The following is a 17,151-nucleotide window of genomic DNA, read 5'->3' as shown; positions in this document are numbered from 1 at the left end:
CCCGCCGGGGGTGTATCAACGTGCTATCACGCTAACACGCTGCCACGGGGGGCTCCAAAAAGACGTGCGAGGATGCCCGGGTGCACCGCCGACTCGCGCCCCTCGCCGCCAGCCTCCTCCTGCTCACCGCCTGCGGGGACGGGGCGTCCCCGGGTCTGCAGCTCGAGGAGGAGGGGTCCGACGCCTCCCCGGCGCCCCTGTCGTGCGAGGAGGCCCCGGAGCCGCCCGCCGACGTGACGACCTACTCCCCGCAGGACCTCCCGGAGCCGCTGGGCGGCGACCCGGCGACGGTCACCGCCACGCTGGAGACCACCTGCGGCGACATCGGGCTCGAGCTGTACGCCGCGGACGCGCCCCAGACCGTGGCGTCCTTCGCCTTCCTCGCCGAGGAGGGCTACTGGCAGGACAGCCCGTGCCACCGGCTCACGACCAGCGGGATCTACGTGCTGCAGTGCGGCGACCCCACCGGCACGGGCCAGGGCGGCCCGGGCTACGGCTACGGCATCGAGAACGCCCCGGAGACGGGGATGTACCCACCCGGCACGCTGGCGATGGCCCGCACCCAGGACCCGGACAGCAACGGGGGCCAGTTCTTCGTCGTCTACGACGACACCCAGCTGCCCGTGGAGGGCGGCGGCTACAGCATCTTCGGCCGGGTCACCGAGGGCCTGGACATCGTCGAGGGCGTCGCCGCCGAGGGCACCGGCTCCGGCGGCGGCGACGGCGCCCCCGCCCAGCCGATCAGCATCCTGTCGGTGACCGTCGACGACTGACCGCGCCCCCCTGCACAGGACGCGTGGTCCGCGCGCACCGGACGCGTGGTCAGCACACACCGGACGCGCGTTCAGCACACACCGGACGCGCGTTCAGCACACACCCGACGTGTATGCCGTACGCACCGGGCGCGCGCCCAGCGCGCCTCAGACCAGGGGCTGGGCCAGCTCGACCCGCAGCGCGCTGACGACCTCGTCCCGCGGCACGGTGAACTGGTCCTGGCGGCGCAGGTCCTTGAGGGTGACCGTGCCGTCGGCGACCTCCTGGGCGCCGAGCAGGGCGACGAAGCGGATGCCGGCGCGGTCGGCATACCGCAGCTGCTTGCCCAGCTTGCCGCCGTCGAGGACCGCCTCGGTGTTGATGCCGCCGTGCCGCAGCTGGGAGGCGAGCGCGAGCTGGTCGTCGAGCAGCTCGGGGTCGACCTGGGGCACGAGCACCTGCACGGTCGACTCCCCCGCCGAGGCGTCGATGAGACCCGCCTCGCGCAGCTGCCAGAACAACCGGGACAGCCCGATGGAGATGCCCACCCCGGGCAGGCGCGAACGGGTGTACTGGCCGGCCAGGTCGTCGTAGCGGCCGCCGGAGCAGATCGAGCCCAGCTCGGGGTGCTCGTCGAGGGTCGTCTCGTAGACCGTGCCGGTGTAGTAGTCCAGCCCGCGGGCGATGGAGAAGTTGAGGCAGTAGTTGCTCTCCGGGACACCGAGCGCGCGGACGAGGGCGAGCACCTCGCGCAGCTCGGCGACCCCCTCGGCCAGCGCGCTGCTGCCGGTGGAGGCCGCCTCCACCTCGGAGAGCCGGGCCAGGGCGTCCGCGTGGCCGGTCGAGCGCGTCTGCACGAACGACAGGATGCGCTCCACGACCTCGTCGGCCAGCCCGAAGCCCTCCCCCGTCAGGGTGCTGCGCAGGTAGTCGGCGCCCCGCTTGTCGAGCTTGTCGACCTCGCGCAGCACGGCCGCCTGGACGTCGCCGTCGGTGATGCCCAGGTCCTCGTAGAACCCGCGGAGCAGCCGGCGGTTGTTGATCTGGATGGTGAAGGTGCCGATCGCCAGGTCGGTGAAGATCGCGTTGATGATCGCCGGCGCCTCGGCGTCGTGGCGGACGGACAGCTCGCCGGAGCCGATGATGTCGACGTCGCACTGGTAGAACTCGCGGAACCGCCCTCGCTGCGGCCGCTCGCCGCGGTAGACGCGCTGCATCTGGTAGCGCCGGAACGGGAAGGTCAGCTGGTGCTCGTGCTCGGCGACGTAGCGCGCGAGCGGCACCGTGAGGTCGAAGCGCAGCGCGAGATCGGGCAGCCCCTCGTCGCCGCCCTCGGCGCGCGCCTTGTCGAGCGCACCGGTGGACTGCACGAAGTAGACCTGGCGTTCGGTCTCGCCGCCGGTCTTGGTGAGCAGCACGTCGGAGCGCTCGAAGACCGGCGTCTCGATCGGGAGGAAGCCGAACCGCTCGTAGCCGGAGCGGATCGCGTCCAGCATCCTCTGGAAGGCGACCTGCTCCGGCGGCAGCAGCTCGAGGACACCGGAGGGCGTGCGCGGGGAGATCACCGCAGGAGTCTATCGAGCGGTATGCCGTGCCCCCGCCGCCCCGCGCACGGGCACGCGACGCCGACGCGGGGCATAGTGGAGGACATGAGCACCGCTGCCGCCGCCGAGCCGCCCTCCCTCGCCCTGGCCACGGAGGGTGGCATCACCCCCGCCCAGCTGCGGGAGGTGGGCAGCCAGCTGCAGCGCTTCCTGCTGGAGTACGAGTTCGGGCTGCGCGAGGTCGAGACCAAGATCGAGATCCTGCGCGACGAGTTCGCCCACATGCACGACTACAACCCCATCGAGCACGTCTCCAGCCGGGTCAAGTCCCCGGACAGCCTGCGCGACAAGGTGCTCCGGCGCGGCCTGACCCTGGACCTCGAGACCATCCGGCGCGAGATCACCGACATCGCCGGCATCCGGGTGTCGTGCAGCTTCGTCACCGACGCCTACCGGATCTTCGACCTGCTCACCCAGCAGGACGACATCACCATCCGCCGCGTCTCGGACTACATCGCCCAGCCCAAGACGAACGGCTACAAGAGCCTGCACGCCATCGTCGAGGTGCCGGTCTACCTCTCCACCGGGCGTGTCGACGTGCCCGTCGAGGTGCAGCTGCGCACCATCGCCATGGACTTCTGGGCCAGCACCGAGCACAAGATCCACTACAAGTACGACGGCAACGTCCCCGAGGGCCTGCTCACCGAGCTCAAGGACGCCGCGACCAGCGCCGCCGAGCTGGACGCCCGGATGCAGCGGCTGCACCGCGAGCTGCACGGCGGCAGCCCGGAAGCGCGGGCGTAGCCGTCAGCCGCTGGTCGACAGACCGCTGAGGTAGGGGTTGGTGGCCCGCTCCCGCGCCATGGTCGTGGCCGGCCCGTGACCGGGCAGCACGAGCGAGGAGTCGGCCAGCGGCAGCACCACGTCACGCAGGCTGCGCCGCATCGCCGCGCCGTCGCCGCCCGGCAGGTCGGTGCGACCGATCGACCCGGCGAAGAGGACGTCGCCGGAGATGACGGTCCGGTCCAGCTCCTGGCCCGGTATGCCGTCGGGCACCCCCGCGGTGGTGAACAGCACCGAGCCCTCGGTGTGGCCCGGCGCGTGCGCCACGCCGATCCGCAGACCGGCGATCTCGAGGTCCTGCGCGTCGGCCAGCTCGACGACCTCCTCCGGCTCGGTCCAGGTGGCCCGACGACCGAACTGCTGCTCCATCGCCAGGACGAGCTCGGGGCCCAGCGAGGACAACGGGTCCTGCAGCCGGTAGCGGTCGTCCGTGTGGATGTATGGGCGGACCGCGGTGGTGCCCGCGCAGACCGGGGTCACGGCATACACGTGGTCCAGGTGGCCGTGCGTGAGCAGGACGGCGGCCGGGCGGAGCCGGTGCTCGGCGAGGACGTCCTGCACCCGTCGCTCGACACCGATCCCCGGGTCGACGACGACGCACTCCTCCCCCTCGGCAGGGGCCACGACGTAGCAGTTGGTGCCGAAGGCGTCGGCGACGATGCTGCGGACGAACATGGGACCGACCCTACGCACCGTCGCCGCCCGACCTCGTCCCGGTCGCGGACCGGCGCGTTGGGTAGGGTCGAGGGGTCAACGTCATGTCGAGGCGGCCCCGATGGCCGCGCTCGCGGTCCCTATGCGAGAGGCCACCACCGTGTCCGAGCAGACGCCCTCCCCCACCGAGCCCGACGACCAGGGCGCCGAGCCCCAGGTCGCGGCGACCCAGGACGTCGAGCCCACCGGCGCACCGGACCCCGAGCAGGCCGAGGCACCCGCCGAGACGGAAGCACCCGCCGAGACGGCGGAGGCACCGGACGAGCCCGAGGCACCGGCCGAGCCCGCAGCACCCGCCGAGCCCGCAGCACCCGCCGAGCCCGCAGCACCCGCCGAGCCCGCAGCACCCGCCGAGCCCGAGGCACCCGCCGAGCCCGCAGCGGCTCCGCGCCCGGCCGCGCCCTCCCCCGCCATGTTCGCCGCGCGCAAGCCGGCGGCCCCGCGTCCTGCCGGCGGCTCACCGGCCGTGGCCCCGGAGCCCCACCCGGACCCCACCGAGTCGATGAAGCACGGCCGGGTGGCCGAGGACGGCACGGTCTTCGTCATCCTCGCCGACGGCACCGAGCGTGAGGTCGGGTCCTACCCCGGCGCGAGCGCCGAGGAGGCGCTGGCCTACTTCGCCCGGAAGTACGACGAGATGCTCGCCTCCGCCGACCTGCTCAAGGCACGCCTCGCCGGCACCGAGGTGTCGGCGCACGACGCCCGTCAGTCCCTGGCCCACCTCAAGGAGCAGATCGGCGAGGCCCACGTCGTCGGCGACCTGGCGGCCCTGCAGGCGGTCGTCAAGGAGCTCGAGGCGGAGGTGAAGGCCCGCTCGCGCACCGAGCAGGAGGAGCGGCTCAAGGCCAAGGCCCAGGCCGCGCAGGAGCGCGAGCGCCTCGTGGCCGAGGCCGAGGAGCTGGCGGCGACCGACCCGGGCCGGATCCAGTGGAAGCAGAGCAGCGCCCGCGTCCGCGAGCTGCTCGACGAGTGGAAGGCGCACCAGCGCTCCGGCCCCCGCCTGGACAAGGAGGCCGAGAACGCCCTCTGGCAGCGGTTCAGCCAGGCCCGGTCCTCCTTCGACAAGATGCGCAAGACGTGGTTCGCGCAGCTCGACGAGGAGCACGGCCAGGCCAAGGCCACCAAGGAGCGGCTGGTCCGCGAGGCCGAGACCCTCGCGGCGAGCAAGGACTGGGGCGCGACGGCCGGGGCCTTCAAGCGGCTCATGCAGGACTGGAAGCGGGCCGGCCGGGCCTCGCGCGCCGACGACGACGCGCTGTGGGCGCGGTTCAAGGCCGCGCAGGACTCCTTCTTCGACGCCAAGGACGAGGTGGTGGCCGCCGAGGAGGCGGAGTACTCGGAGAACCTCAAGGTCAAGGAGGCCCTGCTCGTCGAGGCCGAGGCCATCACCGTCGACGAGGCCCACCTCGACCAGGCCAAGGCCGAGCTGCGCAAGGTGCAGGACCGCTGGGACGCGGCCGGCAAGGTGCCGCGCGGCGACATCAAGCGGGTGGAGAACCGGCTGCGCGCCGTCGAGCAGAAGGTCCGCGACATCGAGGACTCGCAGTGGCGGCGCAGCGACCCCGAGCTGGACGCCCGGGCCCGGTCCATGGTGGACCAGCTCGAGCGGGCCGTGCAGGGCCTGGAGTCCGACCTCGAGGCCGCCCGGGCGGCCGGGGACGACCGCAAGGTCGGCGCCCTGGAGTCCGAGCTAGCCACCAAGCAGGTCTGGCTGGACTCCGCCCGCGGCGGTCTGAGCCGGTGAGCTCCCTCACCCGCCTCGCGACCGAGGTCGGCGAGGTCGCGGACGGGCTGTGCGCCTACCTCGACGCCTCGCCCTCGCCCTTCCACGCGGTCGACACCGCAGCCGGCCTGCTGGGTGCCGCCGGGTTCACCGAGGTCGACGAGGTCGACGCGACCCCCACGGCGCCCGGGCACTACGTGGTCCGCCGCGGCGGGTCGCTGCTGGCCTGGTCGACAGCCCACCTGCCGGCCGACCGCCCGGCGCACACGGCATACCGCGTCGTCGGCGCCCACACCGACTCCCCCAACCTGCGGGTCAAGCCGCACCCGGACTGGACCCGGGCCGGGTGGCGGATGCTGGGCGTCGAGGTCTACGGCGGGGCGCTGACGAACTCGTGGCTGGACCGCGACCTCGGGCTCTCCGGGCGGGTCGCGGTCCGCGACGCCTCGGCCCCCGGTGGCGTCCGCCAGCGGCTCTGGCGCTGCGACGACCCGCTGCTGCGGGTGTCCCAGCTGGCCATCCACCTCGACCGGACGGTCCGCACCGAGGGGCTCCGGCTCAACGACCAGCAGCACCTGGCCCCGCACTGGAGCCCCGGGGGCGGGGCCGACGGTGGGTTCAGCGACTGGCTGGCCGCCCGGGTCGAGGTCCCCCGCGAGGACCTCCTGGGCTTCGACGCGATGACGCACGACCTCACCCCGGCCCGGCGCATCGGCGGCGACGGCGAGCTGCTCGCCTCCGCCCGCCTGGACAACCTGGCGACGTCCTACGCCGCCGTGCGGGCGCTGCTGCAGGCCGTGGCCGAGCCGGGCGAGGGAGCCACGCCCACGGTGCCGGTCATCGTGCTCTTCGACCACGAGGAGGTCGGCAGCACCTCCGAGCGCGGCGCGCAGTCCACCTTCCTGCCCTCCTGGCTGGAGCGGATCGTCCTGGCGGCCGGCGGCACCCGGGAGGACTACTGGCGGGCGCTGGCGGGCACGGTCGTCGCCTCCGGCGACATGGCGCACGCGACCCACCCCAACTACCCCGAGCGGCACGAGCCGGAGCACCCGATCCTCATGAACGGCGGGCCGGTCCTCAAGGTCAACACCAACCTGCGCTACGCCACCGACTCCCCCGGCGCGGCCGCCTTCACCCTGGCGTGCGAGCGGGCGGGGGTGCCGATGCAGACCTTCGTCACCCGCTCCGACCTCCCGTGCGGGTCCACCGTCGGGCCGATGACCTCGGCGCTGACCGGCGCCACCACGGTCGACTTCGGGGCCCCGGTCCTGTCGATGCACTCCACGCGCGAGATCTGCGGCACCCTCGACCAGGCCGGGTATGCCGCGGCGCTGGCCGCCTTCCTCACCCCCGCCTGACGCCCCGTCCCCCGACGGCGGACTCCCCGAGGGCGTCTACCCCCGGCCTGCCCCCGCGCGCGGCTCCCGACGGCGGACCCCGCCGTTCTGGACAGAGGAAAGTGGGCCCCGTCCCCCAGAACCTAATGTCCAGAACGGGCGGGGGCGGGGCTCAGACGTGGCTGCGGCGGTGCGGGTCGGTGCTGGTCGTGCCGGTGACCCGGTAGGCGTCGAGCACGGCGGGGATGCGGCGGACCGCGCGCAGGACGGACTCGAGGTGGGAGGGGTCGGCCATCTCGAAGGTGAACTTCGACAGGGCCACCCGGTCGCGGCTCGTCTGCACGGAGGCGGACAGGATGTTGACGTGCTGCTCGGAGAGCACCCGGGTGATGTCGGAGAGCAGCGCCGAGCGGTCCAGGGCCTCGACCTGCATGTTGACGAGGAACAGGCTGCTCGCGGTCGGGGCCCAGGCGACCCGGATGATGCGCTCGGGTGCCGTGGCCTGCAGGTCGGCGGCGTTGGTGCAGTCGGTGCGGTGGACCGAGACGCCCTTGCCGTGGGTGACGAAGCCGAGAATGGGGTCGCCGGGCACGGGCGTGCAGCACTTGGCGATCTTGACCCAGACGTCGTCCGCGCCGACGACCGTCACGCCGGGGTCGGCGTGCGCCACCCGGCCGCGCCGCGGGCGCACGCCCTCGGCGAGGTCCTCCTCGGTGCCGTCCTCGCCGCCGAGGGTGGAGGTGAGCTGCTTGACGACGTGCTGTGCCGAGACGTGGCCCTCGCCCACCGCGGCGAAGAGCCCGTCGATGTCCTTGTAGTTGAGCCCCTGCGCCACCGCGGTGAGGGTGTCGTGACTCATGAGCCGCTGCAGCGGGGCATTCTGCTTGCGCAGCACCTTGGCGATCTCGTCCTTGCCGGAGTCGACCATCTCCTCGCGCCGCTCGCGGGTGAACCACTGCCGGATCTTGTTGCGGGCGCGCGCGCTCTTGACGAAGCTCAGCCAGTCCCGGCTCGGGCCGGCGTCCTGGGCCTTGCTGGTGATGATCTCGCAGACGTCGCCGTTGCTGAGCTCGGAGTCCAGCGACACCAGCTTGCCGTTGACCCGGCCGCCGACGCAGCGGTGGCCGACCTCGGTGTGGACGGCGTAGGCGAAGTCGACCGGCGTCGCCCCCGCGGGCAGCGCCATGACGTCGCCGTCCGGGGTGAAGACGTAGACCTCGGCCGCCCCCATCTCGAAGCGCAGCGAGTCGAGGAACTCACCGGGGTCGGAGGTCTCCTGCTGCCAGTCGATGAGCTGGCGCAGCCACTGCATGCCCTCCAGGGCGCCCGGCGCGCCGTCCGCGCCGGCGACCGCACGGGAGCCGTCCGGCCCCTGCTCCTTGTACTTCCAGTGCGCCGCCACGCCGTACTCCGCACGCCGGTGCATCTGGAAGGTGCGGATCTGGATCTCCACCGGCTTGCCCCCCGGGCCGATGACCGTGGTGTGCAGCGACTGGTACATGTTGAACTTCGGCATCGCGATGTAGTCCTTGAACCGCCCCGGCACCGGGTTCCACCGGTTGTGCAGGGCGCCGAGCACCGCGTAGCAGTCCTGGATGGAGTCGACGAGCACCCGCACGCCGACGAGGTCGTAGATCTTCTCGAAGTCGTGCCCCCGCACGATCATCTTCTGGTAGACGGAGTAGTAGTGCTTGGGCCGGCCGGTCACCGTCGCCCGGATCTTGGCCGTGCGCAGCTCCTCGGAGATCTCGCCGCGGATCCGCGACAGCATCTCCTCGCGGGCGGGGGCGCGGTCGGCGACCATCCGCACGATCTCGTCGTAGACCTTGGGGTAGAGCTGGGCGAAGGACAGGTCCTCCAGCTCCCACTTGATGGTGTTCATCCCCAGCCGGTGCGCCAGCGGGGCGTAGATCTCCAGCGTCTCCGAGGCCTTGCGCGCCGCGCTCTCGGGCGAGACGTAGCGCCAGGTCCGGGCGTTGTGCAGCCGGTCGGCGAGCTTGATGACGAGGACCCGGATGTCGCGAGCCATCGCGACCACCATCTTGCGGACGGTCTCCGCCTGCGCCGCGTCGCCGTAGGTCATCTTGTCGAGCTTGGTGACCCCGTCCACCATCATCGCGATCTCGTCGCCGAAGTCGCGGCGCAGCTGCGGCAGCGAGTATGGCGTGTCCTCCACCGTGTCGTGCAGCAGCGCCGCGGCGATGGTCGAGGGGGTCATCCCCAGCTCGGCGAGGATCGTCGCCACCGCCAGGGGGTGGGTGATGTAGGCGTCGCCGCTCTTGCGCAGCTGGCCCTTGTGCATCTCCTCGGCCACCGCGTAGGCGCGCTCGATGAGCGCGAGGTCGGCCTTGGGGTGGGTGGCCCGCACCGAGCGCAGCAGCGGCTCGAGGGCGGGGTTGGCCGTGGTGCGGGTGCCGCCCAGCCGGGCCCACCGCGGCCGCAGCCCGCCACCCACCCTGGCGGGCGGTGTCGTGGCTGCGGGCTCGCTCATGCACAGATCATAGGCGCTGGCCGGAGCACGCCAGCAGCCCGGTGAGGCGCGTGCGCGGCGCGCTCAGACGCTGGTGAGGCAGTGCAGGTCGTAGCCGCCCAGCCGGCCCCGGCCGCCCAGCGCCTCGATCTCCAGCACGAGCTCGATCGCCGCGACGCTGGCGCCGCACCGCTCGATGAGCTCGCAGGTCGCGGCCAGCGTTCCGCCGGTGGCGAGCACGTCGTCGACGACGAGCACCCGCTCGTGGTGGGAGACGGCATCCTGGTGGATCTCCAGGGTGGCCGTGCCGTACTCCAGCGTGTAGGACTGGCTGTGCACGGCCGCCGGCAGCTTGCCGGCCTTGCGCACCGGCACGAAGCCGACGCCGAGGGCGTGCGCCACCATCGACCCGAGGATGAACCCGCGGGCCTCGATGCCGGCCACGACGTCGACCTGGCCCTGCCGACGCTGCACCGTGTCGATGATGATCCGGTCGCGCAGCCCGCGGTCGAGCAGCACCGGCGTGAAGTCCTTGAAGACCACGCCCTCCTCCGGGAAGTCGGGGATGTCCCGCATCCCCGTGAGGACGTCCGCCGCCAGCCGCGCGTCGGGAGCTGTCATCGGTCCGACCCCCGCCTCAGCGCCCACGGCGCTTGCGCTTGGGCTGGTTGCGCGGCCCACGCTGGGCGTAGGGGTGCAGCTGACGCCCGGGCGCCTGCTCCCCCCGGGCCGACGTCGCACCGGTCCCGGCGGGGCTCGTCGCCTCGTCCTGGGCACCCGCGGGGGCACCCACCAGGGCGCCCTCCTGCCCCTCGTCCTCGGTCTCCAGCAGCTCGTCGTCGGCGTGCGACGACCGCGCCTCGCGGCGCTCGCGACGGCGGGTCACCTGCGCGTCGTGCCGGCGCACGACCAGCTCGCCCTGGCGCAGCTGCACCAGGAGCGGGGTGGCGATGAAGATCGAGGAGAAGGTGCCGACCGTGATGCCGATGAACAGCGCCCACGACAGGTCGACGAGCGTCCCGGGACCGATGAGGGTGACCCCGACGACCAGGATGACGGCCACCGGCAGGAGCGCGACGACCGAGGTGTTGATCGAGCGGACCAGGGTCTGGTTCACCGCCTGGTTGGCCGCCTCGGCATACGTCTGCCGCTTGGTGTCGAAGGCGTGGTCGGTGTTCTCCCGGACCTTGTCGAAGACGACGATGGTGTCGTAGATCGAGTAGCCCAGGATGGTGAGGAAGCCGATGACCGACGCCGGCGAGACCTCGATGCCCACCAGAGCGTAGATGCCCACCGTGAAGAGCACGTCGTGCACCAGGGCGACGAGGGCGGCCACCGCCATCTTCCACGTGTGGAAGTAGAACGTCAGCACCAGCGTGACGAGCGCGAGGAAGACCGCCAGGGCGATGCCGGCCCGCTGGGTGACCGTCTCGCCCCACGAGGGGCCGACGAACGAGCTGGTGACGGCGGCCGTGTCGACGTCGAAGGCCTCGGCGAGGTCGGCGCGGGCCGTCTCCGCCTCGGTGTTGTCGAGCTCGCCGGTCTGCACCCGGACGGTGTCGTCGCCGATGCGGGTGATGGTCGTCGTGCCGCCGGGGTCGACGGCCTCGAGCGCCTCGTCGGCGGTCTGCTCGTAGTCCTCCATCTCGGCGCTGCTGACCCCGCTGACCCGCAGCTCGGAGCCGCCGCTGAACTCGATGCCGAAGTTCAGCCCGCGGCCGACGAGGCCGAAGAGCGAGACGAGCATGAGCACGGCCGACAGGGCGTACCAGAAGCGACGGCGACCGACGATGTCGAAAGACCGGGCCCCCGAGTAGAGGTCGTTGCCCAACCGGGAGAAGCGCGACATCAGACCACACCACCTTCCAGCTCTTCGCGGGTATGCCGTCTGCGCCCGGGGGCGATGACGTCGGGCTCGCGCACGCGGCCACGGCCGAGGTAGGCCGAGCGCTTGGCACCGAGCCGCTCGGGCTCCATCCCGGACCACTTGCGGCCCTCGCCGAAGAAGCGGGTGTCGGCCAGGATGCTCACCAGCGGGTGGGTGAACATGAAGACGACGAGGAGGTCGATCACCGTGGTCAGCCCCAGCGCGAAGGCGAAGGCCCGCACGCCCGACTCGGAGAGCAGGTAGAGGACCGCCGCGGCCAGCAGGTTGACGACGTCGGAGATGATGAGCGTCCGGCGCGCCCGGTCCCAGCCGGTGTCCACGGCGTACCGCAGCGGCCGGCCGGCCCGCACCTCGTCGCGGATGCGCTCGAAGTAGACGATGAAGCTGTCCGCCGTGATGCCGATGGCGACGATGAGGCCGGTGACCCCGGCCATCGTGAGCCGGAAGTTGTTGGCCCACCCCAGCAGGGTGACCGAGCCGTAGGCGAGCAGCGCGGCGATGATGAGCGAGCCGATCGCCACCAGGCCGAGCGCGTGGTACTGCACCAGCATGTAGGCGAAGACCAGCAGCAGGCCGATGATCCCGGCCACCACGCCCCAGCGCAGCTGCTCGCCGCCCAGGGTGGGGCTGATCTGCTCGGAGGTCTGGACCTCGAAGCTCAGCGGCAGGGCGCCGAACTCGAGCTGGTTGGCCAGGGCCTGGGCCTCCTCGGGCGTGAAGTCGCCGGAGATGGTCGCGGTGCCGCCGGAGATGACGCCGTTGACGGTCGGGGCGGTGATGACCTCGCCATCGAGGATCGTCGCGAAGCGGTTCTGCGCCTGGCCCTGCGGGTAGCCGTAGAGCCGGGAGGTGATCTCGGCGAAGGTCTGGCCGCCCTCGCCGTCGAAGGTGAGGTTGACCTGCCAGCGGCCGGTCACCGCCCCGCCCTGGACCGTCTCGGGGCCGGCGTTGGCGTCGGTGACGCTGCTGCCGGTCAGCTCGACCGGGCCGAGGATGAACTTCTCGTCGCCCTCGGCCGAGCAGGCGACCGTCGGCTCGTCGGCCGGGGCCGCCGCGACCTCGCCCGCGACGCCGGGGGCGGAGCAGTCGAGGGAGGTGAACTCCTCGGACAGCTCCGGGGTGATCTGCTCGAGGCTGGAGGCGTCGGCGGGCGGCACGGCCTCGTCCTGGGGCGGTGCCGTGGAGTCGGCGTCGTCACCGGCCGGGGCTCCGGGCTCCTGCGTGGCCGCGCCGTCGGAGTCACCGGCGGACACCGGCTGGCCGGCGAGGGGGTCGTCGGCCGCGCTGACACCCGCGGCCCCGTCCAGCCGGGTGCCACCGCGGTTGCCCTCGGTCTGCTCGGCCTCGTCGCCCGAGCCGTCGTCGACGCTGTCCTCGCCGCCACCGGTCTGCTCCTCGGCCTGCTGGAGCTGCTCCTCGAGCACGCTCGGCGGCAGCGGGAGGGTGCGCTGCGGGGGCACCTCGGCCTGCGGGCCGGTGGGCTGGGCCACGAGGACCGGGCGGAACTGCAGTTGCGAGGAGCGGCTGAGCGCCTCGACCTGGGCGGCGGAGGGGTTGCCGGGGATGGCGACCGAGACGTTCTGACCGCTGCGGGTCACCTCGGCCTCGGCGACGCCCCCGCCGTCGATGCGGCGGCGGATGATGTCGATGGCCTGCTCGAGCTGGTCGGCCGAGACCGAGGCCCCCTCCTCGGTCCGCGGCTCCAGGACGATCTGGCGACCGCCGGCGAGGTCCAGGCCCAGCTGAGGGGTGAGCGAGGCGGCCGGCTCGGCCCACAGGCGCGCTCCGCCGATGCTCGCGAAGAGCAGCAGGATGATCATGAGCAGGCTGGCGAGCGTGCGGAGCGGACCGCGCATCCGGGCGTTGCGCCGGCGCGGGGTGCGACCGCGGCCGGAGCCGCCGCCCCGCTGCCGGCGTCCGCCGCGGTCGGCGTCGCCGGCGAGGTCCTCGTCCCGGCGCGGGGCCGGGGTGGACGTCGTCATCGCTGGGGCTCCTCGTCGCCGTCCGTGCCCTCGGCGCCCTGGTCGGCCGCTGCCCCCCGGGACGTCGAGCCGCCACCCACCATGGACAGGGGCAGGATCGCCCGGCGCTGGAAGCGGAAGACCGAGCCCCCGGCCTCCAGGTGCACGACGTCATCCTCGATGGCGCGCACGACGCCGTACATCCCCGAGGTCGTCATGACCTCCTGCCCCGGCTGCAGCTGTCCCTGGGCGTCGGTGACGGCCCTGGCCCGCCGACGCTGGCTGAACATGAGGAACAGCAGGAAGAGGATCGGCAGTGCCAGGATGAGCACCGTGAGGCCGGAGCCTCCCGTGCCCGCAGCGGCGCCGGTCGCCAGTGTCATGGAGTGACCCTTCAGAAAGCGTGTCTCGTGGGGCGCCGGTGCGACGCCGTCGTCCCGCTGCGCACGCTGACGCGCGCGGCAGGCACCCCGGGCAGTCTAGGTGAGTCCCCTGGGGCGGCCAAAGAGGCCGGTGTGCCGTGTCCCCGGCAGCACGTCCACGGTCACCCGCGCCGCCCGACCGAGGAACCCCCGCCGCGGCAGCACGTCCACGGTCAGTCGCCCAGCGGCAGGGTGCCGGCCTGGGGGTCGTCCCCGCCGAAGCGGCCCGTCGCGCCGTGCCCGGGCACCGCGGCCCCGGCCTCGGGCGGGGCGGTCAGCCCGAGGTGCTCCCAGGCGGCGGGGCTCGCGGCGCGCCCGCGCGGGGTGCGGATCATGAAGCCCTCGCGGACGAGGTAGGGCTCGGCCACCGTCTCCACGGTGTCGGGCTCCTCCCCGACGGCCACGGCGAGCGTGGACAGCCCCACCGGGCCCCCGCGGAAGCGGGTGCACAGGGCCTCGAGCACCGCCCGGTCGAGCCGGTCCAGCCCCAGCTCGTCGACGTCGAAGAGCGCCAGCGCCTCGTGGGCGGCCGCCTCGTCCACGACGTGCTGGCCGTGGACCTGCGCCCAGTCACGGACCCGGCGGAGGAGCCGGTTGGCGATGCGCGGCGTCCCCCGGGACCGGGAGGCGATCTGGGTGATGCCCGGCTCGTCCGCCTCGATCTCCAGGAGCGCGGCGTTGCGGCGCAGGATGGCCACGAGGTCCTCGGTGGCGTAGTAGTCGAGGTGCCCGGTGAAGCCGAAGCGGTCGCGCAGCGGCGCGGGCAGCAGCCCCGCGCGGGTCGTGGCCCCGACCACGGTGAACGGCGGCAGCTCCAGCGGGATGGCCGTGGCGCCCGGGCCCTTGCCGACGATGACGTCGACCCGGAAGTCCTCCATCGCGAGGTAGAGCATCTCCTCGGCCGGCCGGGACATGCGGTGGATCTCGTCGAGGAAGAGGACCTCGCCCTCCACCAGCGAGGACAGCACGGCCGCCAGGTCGCCGGCGTGCTGGATGGCGGGGCCGCTGGTGATGCGGATCGGCTGCTCGAGCTCGCCGGCGATGATCATGGCCAACGTGGTCTTGCCCAGCCCGGGCGGGCCGGAGAGCAGGACGTGGTCGGGCGGGCTGCCGCGCCGCCGGGCCGCCTCGAGGACGAGGCCGAGCTGGTCCCGCACCCGCCGCTGCCCGGGGAACTCCGCGAGCCGGCGCGGCCGCAGGGCCGCCTCGATGCGGCGCTCCTCGTCGGTGCCGGAGGGGTCGACGACCCGCTCGGGGTCGCCGTAGGCCTCCGGCGGCACGTCGACCTCGTAGGACCCGTCGGTCGTCGTCTCGTCGGCGCCGCTCACCGGCCCAGCTCCCGCAGCGTCGCCCGCAGCAGCGCGGCCACGTCGGTGGGCGCGTCGGCGCCCTTGGTCACGGCGGTCAGCGCGCCGTCCGCCTGCCGGGTGGTCCAGCCCAGCCCCTGCAGGGCCTCCCGGACCTGGGTGTGCACCGCGTCCTCGCCGGCCGCACCGCCCGGTGCCGCCCCCGCGCCGCCGGCCAGACCGGGCTCGACGCCCATCGCCAGGATCTTGTCCTTGAGCTCCAGGACCAGCCGCTCGGCGGACTTGCGGCCGATGCCCGGCACCTTGGTGAGGGCCACGAGGTCGCCCTGGGCCAGCGCGGCCCGGACGTCCCCGGGCGAGTGGACGGACAGCATGGCCAGGGCCAGCCGGGGGCCGACCCCGCTCACCGTCTGGACCTGCTCGAAGAGGGCCTTGGCGTCCGCACCGGCGAAGCCGTAGAGGGTCAGCGACTCCTCCCGGACCACGAGGGTGGTCTCCAGGGTGAGCTCCTGCCCGGTCCGGCAGCCGGACGCGGTCTCCGGGGTGGTGTGGACGAGCAGACCCACGCCCCCGACCTCGACGACGACGTGGTCGAGACCGACGTGGCGGACGGGTCCGCGGACCGAGGCGATCACCGGGGGTTCCTCCTGCTGCTGACGGTGGTGGCACGCCCGCCGCGCGCCGAGGCACGGGCGCTGGCCGCGCGGGCGGTGCGGTGCTCGGCGTGCAGCTGGGCGAGCCGGTTGGGGGCGGCACGGGACGCCTGGTCCTCGGCGTCCTGCAGACGGTTGCGGCCGCCCGCGGCGTCCTCGGGCAGGCCACGTGCGGCTCCGCGCCAGAGGTGACAGATCGCCAGCGCCAGCGCGTCGGCGGCGTCGGCGGGCCGAGGGGCCTGCTCGAGGGTGAGGATGCGCGTCACCATGTGGGTGACCTGCGCCTTGTCGGCCCGGCCGTTGCCGGTGACGGCGGCCTTGACCTCCGAGGGCGTGTGCAGCACGAGGGGCAGCCCGAGCCGGGCCGCGGCCAGCATCGGCACGGCGGAGGCCTGCGCCACGCCCATGATGCTGCTGTTGCGGGTGCTGGCGAAGACCCGCTCCACCGCCACAGCGTCGGGGCGGGTGCGGGCCAGCCACTCGTCGATCTCGGTCTGCAGGGTGAGCAGCCGCTCGGCCGGCTCGTCGCCCGGCGGGGTGCGCACGACCCCCACCTCGACCAGGCGCAGCGAGCGCCCCGGGAGCCCCTCGACGACCCCGAGGCCGCAGCGGGTGAGGCCGGGGTCGACGCCGAGCACGCGCATACCGCTCCCGTTCGGTGGTGTGGACAGATGTTCGGACACCACGCTACAAGTCCGGCGCGACCGGCCCCGGGCGCGACACGCCCTCCGGAGGGAGGGGTCAGTCCTGCGCGTCGAGCTCGGCGAGGACCTCGTCGGAGATGTCGGCGTTGGAGTAGACGTTCTGGACGTCGTCGCAGTCCTCGAGGGCGTCCACGACCCGGATGACCTTCTTGGCGCCGTCGGCGTCCAGCGGGACCTGCATGCTGGGCACGAAAGTCGTCTCGGCGGAGTCGTAGTCCAGGCCCGCGTCCTGGAGCGCCGTCCGGACCGCCACGACGTCGCCGGCCTCGGAGATGACCTCGAAGGACTCGCCCACGTCCTCGACCTCCTCGGCGCCGGACTCGAGCACGATCTCCAGCAGCGCGTCCTCGCTGGTCTCCCCGCTCTCCTGCTCCTTGGGCACGACGACCTGGCCCTTGCGCTCGAAGAGGTAGGCCACCGAGCCGCTGTCGGCCATCGAGCCGCCGTTGCGGGTCAGGGCCGTGCGCACCTCCATGACCGCACGGTTCTTGTTGTCGGTCAGGCACTCGATGTAGAGCGCCACACCCCCCGGGGCGTAGCCCTCGTAGACCAGGGCCTCGTAGCTCGCGCCGCCGGCCTCGGCGCCGGAGCCGCGCTTGACGGCCCGGTCGATGTTGTCGTTGGGGACCGAGCTCTTCTTGGCCTTCTGGATGGCGTCGTAGAGGGTCGGGTTGCCGGCCGGGTCTCCCCCGCCCATCCGGGCCGCGACCTCGATGTTCTTGATGAGCTTGGCGAAGAGCTTGCCCCGCTTGGCGTCGATCGCGGCCTTCTTGTGCTTGGTCGTCGCCCACTTGGAGTGGCCACTCATCGTTGCTCCTCGATCTGTCGACGT

At 73.1% G+C, this 17,151-nt stretch carries 15 protein-coding genes; 4 read left to right on the top strand and 11 right to left on the bottom strand.

Features of this window, described 5'->3' with window-relative positions; translation table 11 throughout:
- Positions 1–80: 80 nt before the first annotated feature.
- Positions 81–773, top strand: coding sequence for a peptidylprolyl isomerase (locus tag FHD63_RS07125; protein ID WP_139721300.1), 693 nt, complete (start codon positions 81–83; stop codon positions 771–773).
- Between the two features lie 147 nt (positions 774–920).
- On the opposite strand, the gene hisS is transcribed toward FHD63_RS07125, so the two are convergent.
- Positions 921–2,318 carry a histidine--tRNA ligase gene (gene hisS, locus FHD63_RS07120; RefSeq protein ID WP_139721298.1) on the bottom strand — a complete coding sequence of 466 codons (1,398 nt, stop codon included), beginning with the start codon at positions 2,316–2,318 and terminating at the stop codon, positions 921–923.
- 84 nt (positions 2,319–2,402) lie between these two features.
- Here hisS and FHD63_RS07115 point away from each other — a divergent pair, with 84 nt between their 5' ends.
- Positions 2,403–3,101: a GTP pyrophosphokinase gene (locus FHD63_RS07115; protein WP_139721296.1), complete on the top strand. Its 699-nt coding sequence runs from the start codon at positions 2,403–2,405 to the stop codon at positions 3,099–3,101.
- A 3-nt stretch (positions 3,102–3,104) separates the two neighbouring features.
- Here FHD63_RS07115 and FHD63_RS07110 read toward each other — a convergent pair whose 3' ends face one another.
- Complete coding sequence (locus FHD63_RS07110) at positions 3,105–3,815, bottom strand: MBL fold metallo-hydrolase (RefSeq protein WP_139721293.1); 711 nt, start codon at positions 3,813–3,815, stop codon at positions 3,105–3,107.
- A gap of 139 nt (positions 3,816–3,954) precedes the next feature.
- On the opposite strand from FHD63_RS07110, the gene FHD63_RS07105 reads away from it, so the two are divergent.
- Together FHD63_RS07105 and FHD63_RS07100 are read left to right on the top strand one after the other, a co-directional pair.
- Positions 3,955–5,598, top strand: a complete 1,644-nt coding sequence (locus tag FHD63_RS07105) for a DUF349 domain-containing protein (protein ID WP_238705799.1) — start codon at positions 3,955–3,957, stop codon at positions 5,596–5,598.
- Positions 5,595–6,935 (top strand): M18 family aminopeptidase, encoded by a 1,341-nt coding sequence (locus FHD63_RS07100; RefSeq protein ID WP_139721289.1) that lies wholly within the window; start codon positions 5,595–5,597, stop codon positions 6,933–6,935. The genes FHD63_RS07105 and FHD63_RS07100 overlap by 4 nt, the downstream gene beginning before the upstream one ends.
- A gap of 151 nt (positions 6,936–7,086) precedes the next feature.
- On the opposite strand, the gene FHD63_RS07095 is transcribed toward FHD63_RS07100, so the two are convergent.
- From FHD63_RS07095 to FHD63_RS07055, 9 genes are all read right to left on the bottom strand, one after another.
- Entirely contained in the window at positions 7,087–9,405 is a 2,319-nt protein-coding gene (locus FHD63_RS07095; protein WP_139721287.1) for a RelA/SpoT family protein, read from the bottom strand.
- Positions 9,406–9,468: 63 nt separating this feature from the next.
- Complete coding sequence (locus FHD63_RS07090) at positions 9,469–10,005, bottom strand: adenine phosphoribosyltransferase (RefSeq protein WP_139721285.1); 537 nt, start codon at positions 10,003–10,005, stop codon at positions 9,469–9,471.
- Positions 10,006–10,021: 16 nt separating this feature from the next.
- On the bottom strand, positions 10,022–11,233 hold the full coding sequence (secF, locus tag FHD63_RS07085; protein ID WP_139721283.1) for a protein translocase subunit SecF: 1,212 nt from the start codon (positions 11,231–11,233) through the stop codon (positions 10,022–10,024).
- A complete protein-coding gene (gene secD / locus FHD63_RS07080) occupies positions 11,233–13,254 on the bottom strand; it encodes a protein translocase subunit SecD (RefSeq protein WP_139721282.1) in 2,022 nt (673 codons plus the stop codon). Before secD ends, secF begins: the two co-directional genes overlap by 1 nt.
- A complete protein-coding gene (locus FHD63_RS07075; RefSeq protein ID WP_139721280.1) occupies positions 13,251–13,616 on the bottom strand; it encodes a preprotein translocase subunit YajC in 366 nt (121 codons plus the stop codon). Before FHD63_RS07075 ends, secD begins: the two co-directional genes overlap by 4 nt.
- A gap of 212 nt (positions 13,617–13,828) precedes the next feature.
- Positions 13,829–14,983, bottom strand: coding sequence for a Holliday junction branch migration DNA helicase RuvB (gene ruvB / locus FHD63_RS07070; protein WP_420853128.1), 1,155 nt, complete (start codon positions 14,981–14,983; stop codon positions 13,829–13,831).
- Positions 14,980–15,597: a Holliday junction branch migration protein RuvA gene (ruvA, locus tag FHD63_RS07065; RefSeq protein WP_139721278.1), complete on the bottom strand. Its 618-nt coding sequence runs from the start codon at positions 15,595–15,597 to the stop codon at positions 14,980–14,982. The genes ruvB and ruvA overlap by 4 nt, the downstream gene beginning before the upstream one ends.
- Positions 15,594–16,259, bottom strand: coding sequence for a crossover junction endodeoxyribonuclease RuvC (gene ruvC, locus FHD63_RS07060; RefSeq protein ID WP_139721276.1), 666 nt, complete (start codon positions 16,257–16,259; stop codon positions 15,594–15,596). The genes ruvA and ruvC overlap by 4 nt, the downstream gene beginning before the upstream one ends.
- A 97-nt stretch (positions 16,260–16,356) precedes the next feature.
- Positions 16,357–17,127 carry a YebC/PmpR family DNA-binding transcriptional regulator gene (locus tag FHD63_RS07055; RefSeq protein WP_139721274.1) on the bottom strand — a complete coding sequence of 257 codons (771 nt, stop codon included), beginning with the start codon at positions 17,125–17,127 and terminating at the stop codon, positions 16,357–16,359.
- Between the last annotated feature and the right edge of the window lie 24 nt (positions 17,128–17,151).

Origin of the sequence: Serinicoccus chungangensis, assembly GCF_006337125.1 — a bacterium.
Classification (GTDB): domain Bacteria; phylum Actinomycetota; class Actinomycetes; order Actinomycetales; family Dermatophilaceae; genus Ornithinicoccus; species Ornithinicoccus chungangensis.
The sequence above is the reverse complement of the archived record's forward strand: the minus strand, read 5'-3'. Positions and strand labels throughout refer to the sequence as shown.

Coding starts and splice junctions, on each gene's coding strand:
- secD (WP_139721282.1), bottom strand. CDS start 13,254: ATGACGACGTCCACCCCGGCCCCGCGCCGGGACGAGGACCTCGCCGGC.
- FHD63_RS07115 (WP_139721296.1), top strand. CDS start 2,403: ATGAGCACCGCTGCCGCCGCCGAGCCGCCCTCCCTCGCCCTGGCCACG.
- FHD63_RS07095 (WP_139721287.1), bottom strand. CDS start 9,405: ATGAGCGAGCCCGCAGCCACGACACCGCCCGCCAGGGTGGGTGGCGGG.
- FHD63_RS07110 (WP_139721293.1), bottom strand. CDS start 3,815: ATGTTCGTCCGCAGCATCGTCGCCGACGCCTTCGGCACCAACTGCTAC.
- FHD63_RS07090 (WP_139721285.1), bottom strand. CDS start 10,005: ATGACAGCTCCCGACGCGCGGCTGGCGGCGGACGTCCTCACGGGGATG.
- FHD63_RS07075 (WP_139721280.1), bottom strand. CDS start 13,616: ATGACACTGGCGACCGGCGCCGCTGCGGGCACGGGAGGCTCCGGCCTC.
- FHD63_RS07055 (WP_139721274.1), bottom strand. CDS start 17,127: ATGAGTGGCCACTCCAAGTGGGCGACGACCAAGCACAAGAAGGCCGCG.
- secF (WP_139721283.1), bottom strand. CDS start 11,233: ATGTCGCGCTTCTCCCGGTTGGGCAACGACCTCTACTCGGGGGCCCGG.
- ruvC (WP_139721276.1), bottom strand. CDS start 16,259: ATGCGCGTGCTCGGCGTCGACCCCGGCCTCACCCGCTGCGGCCTCGGG.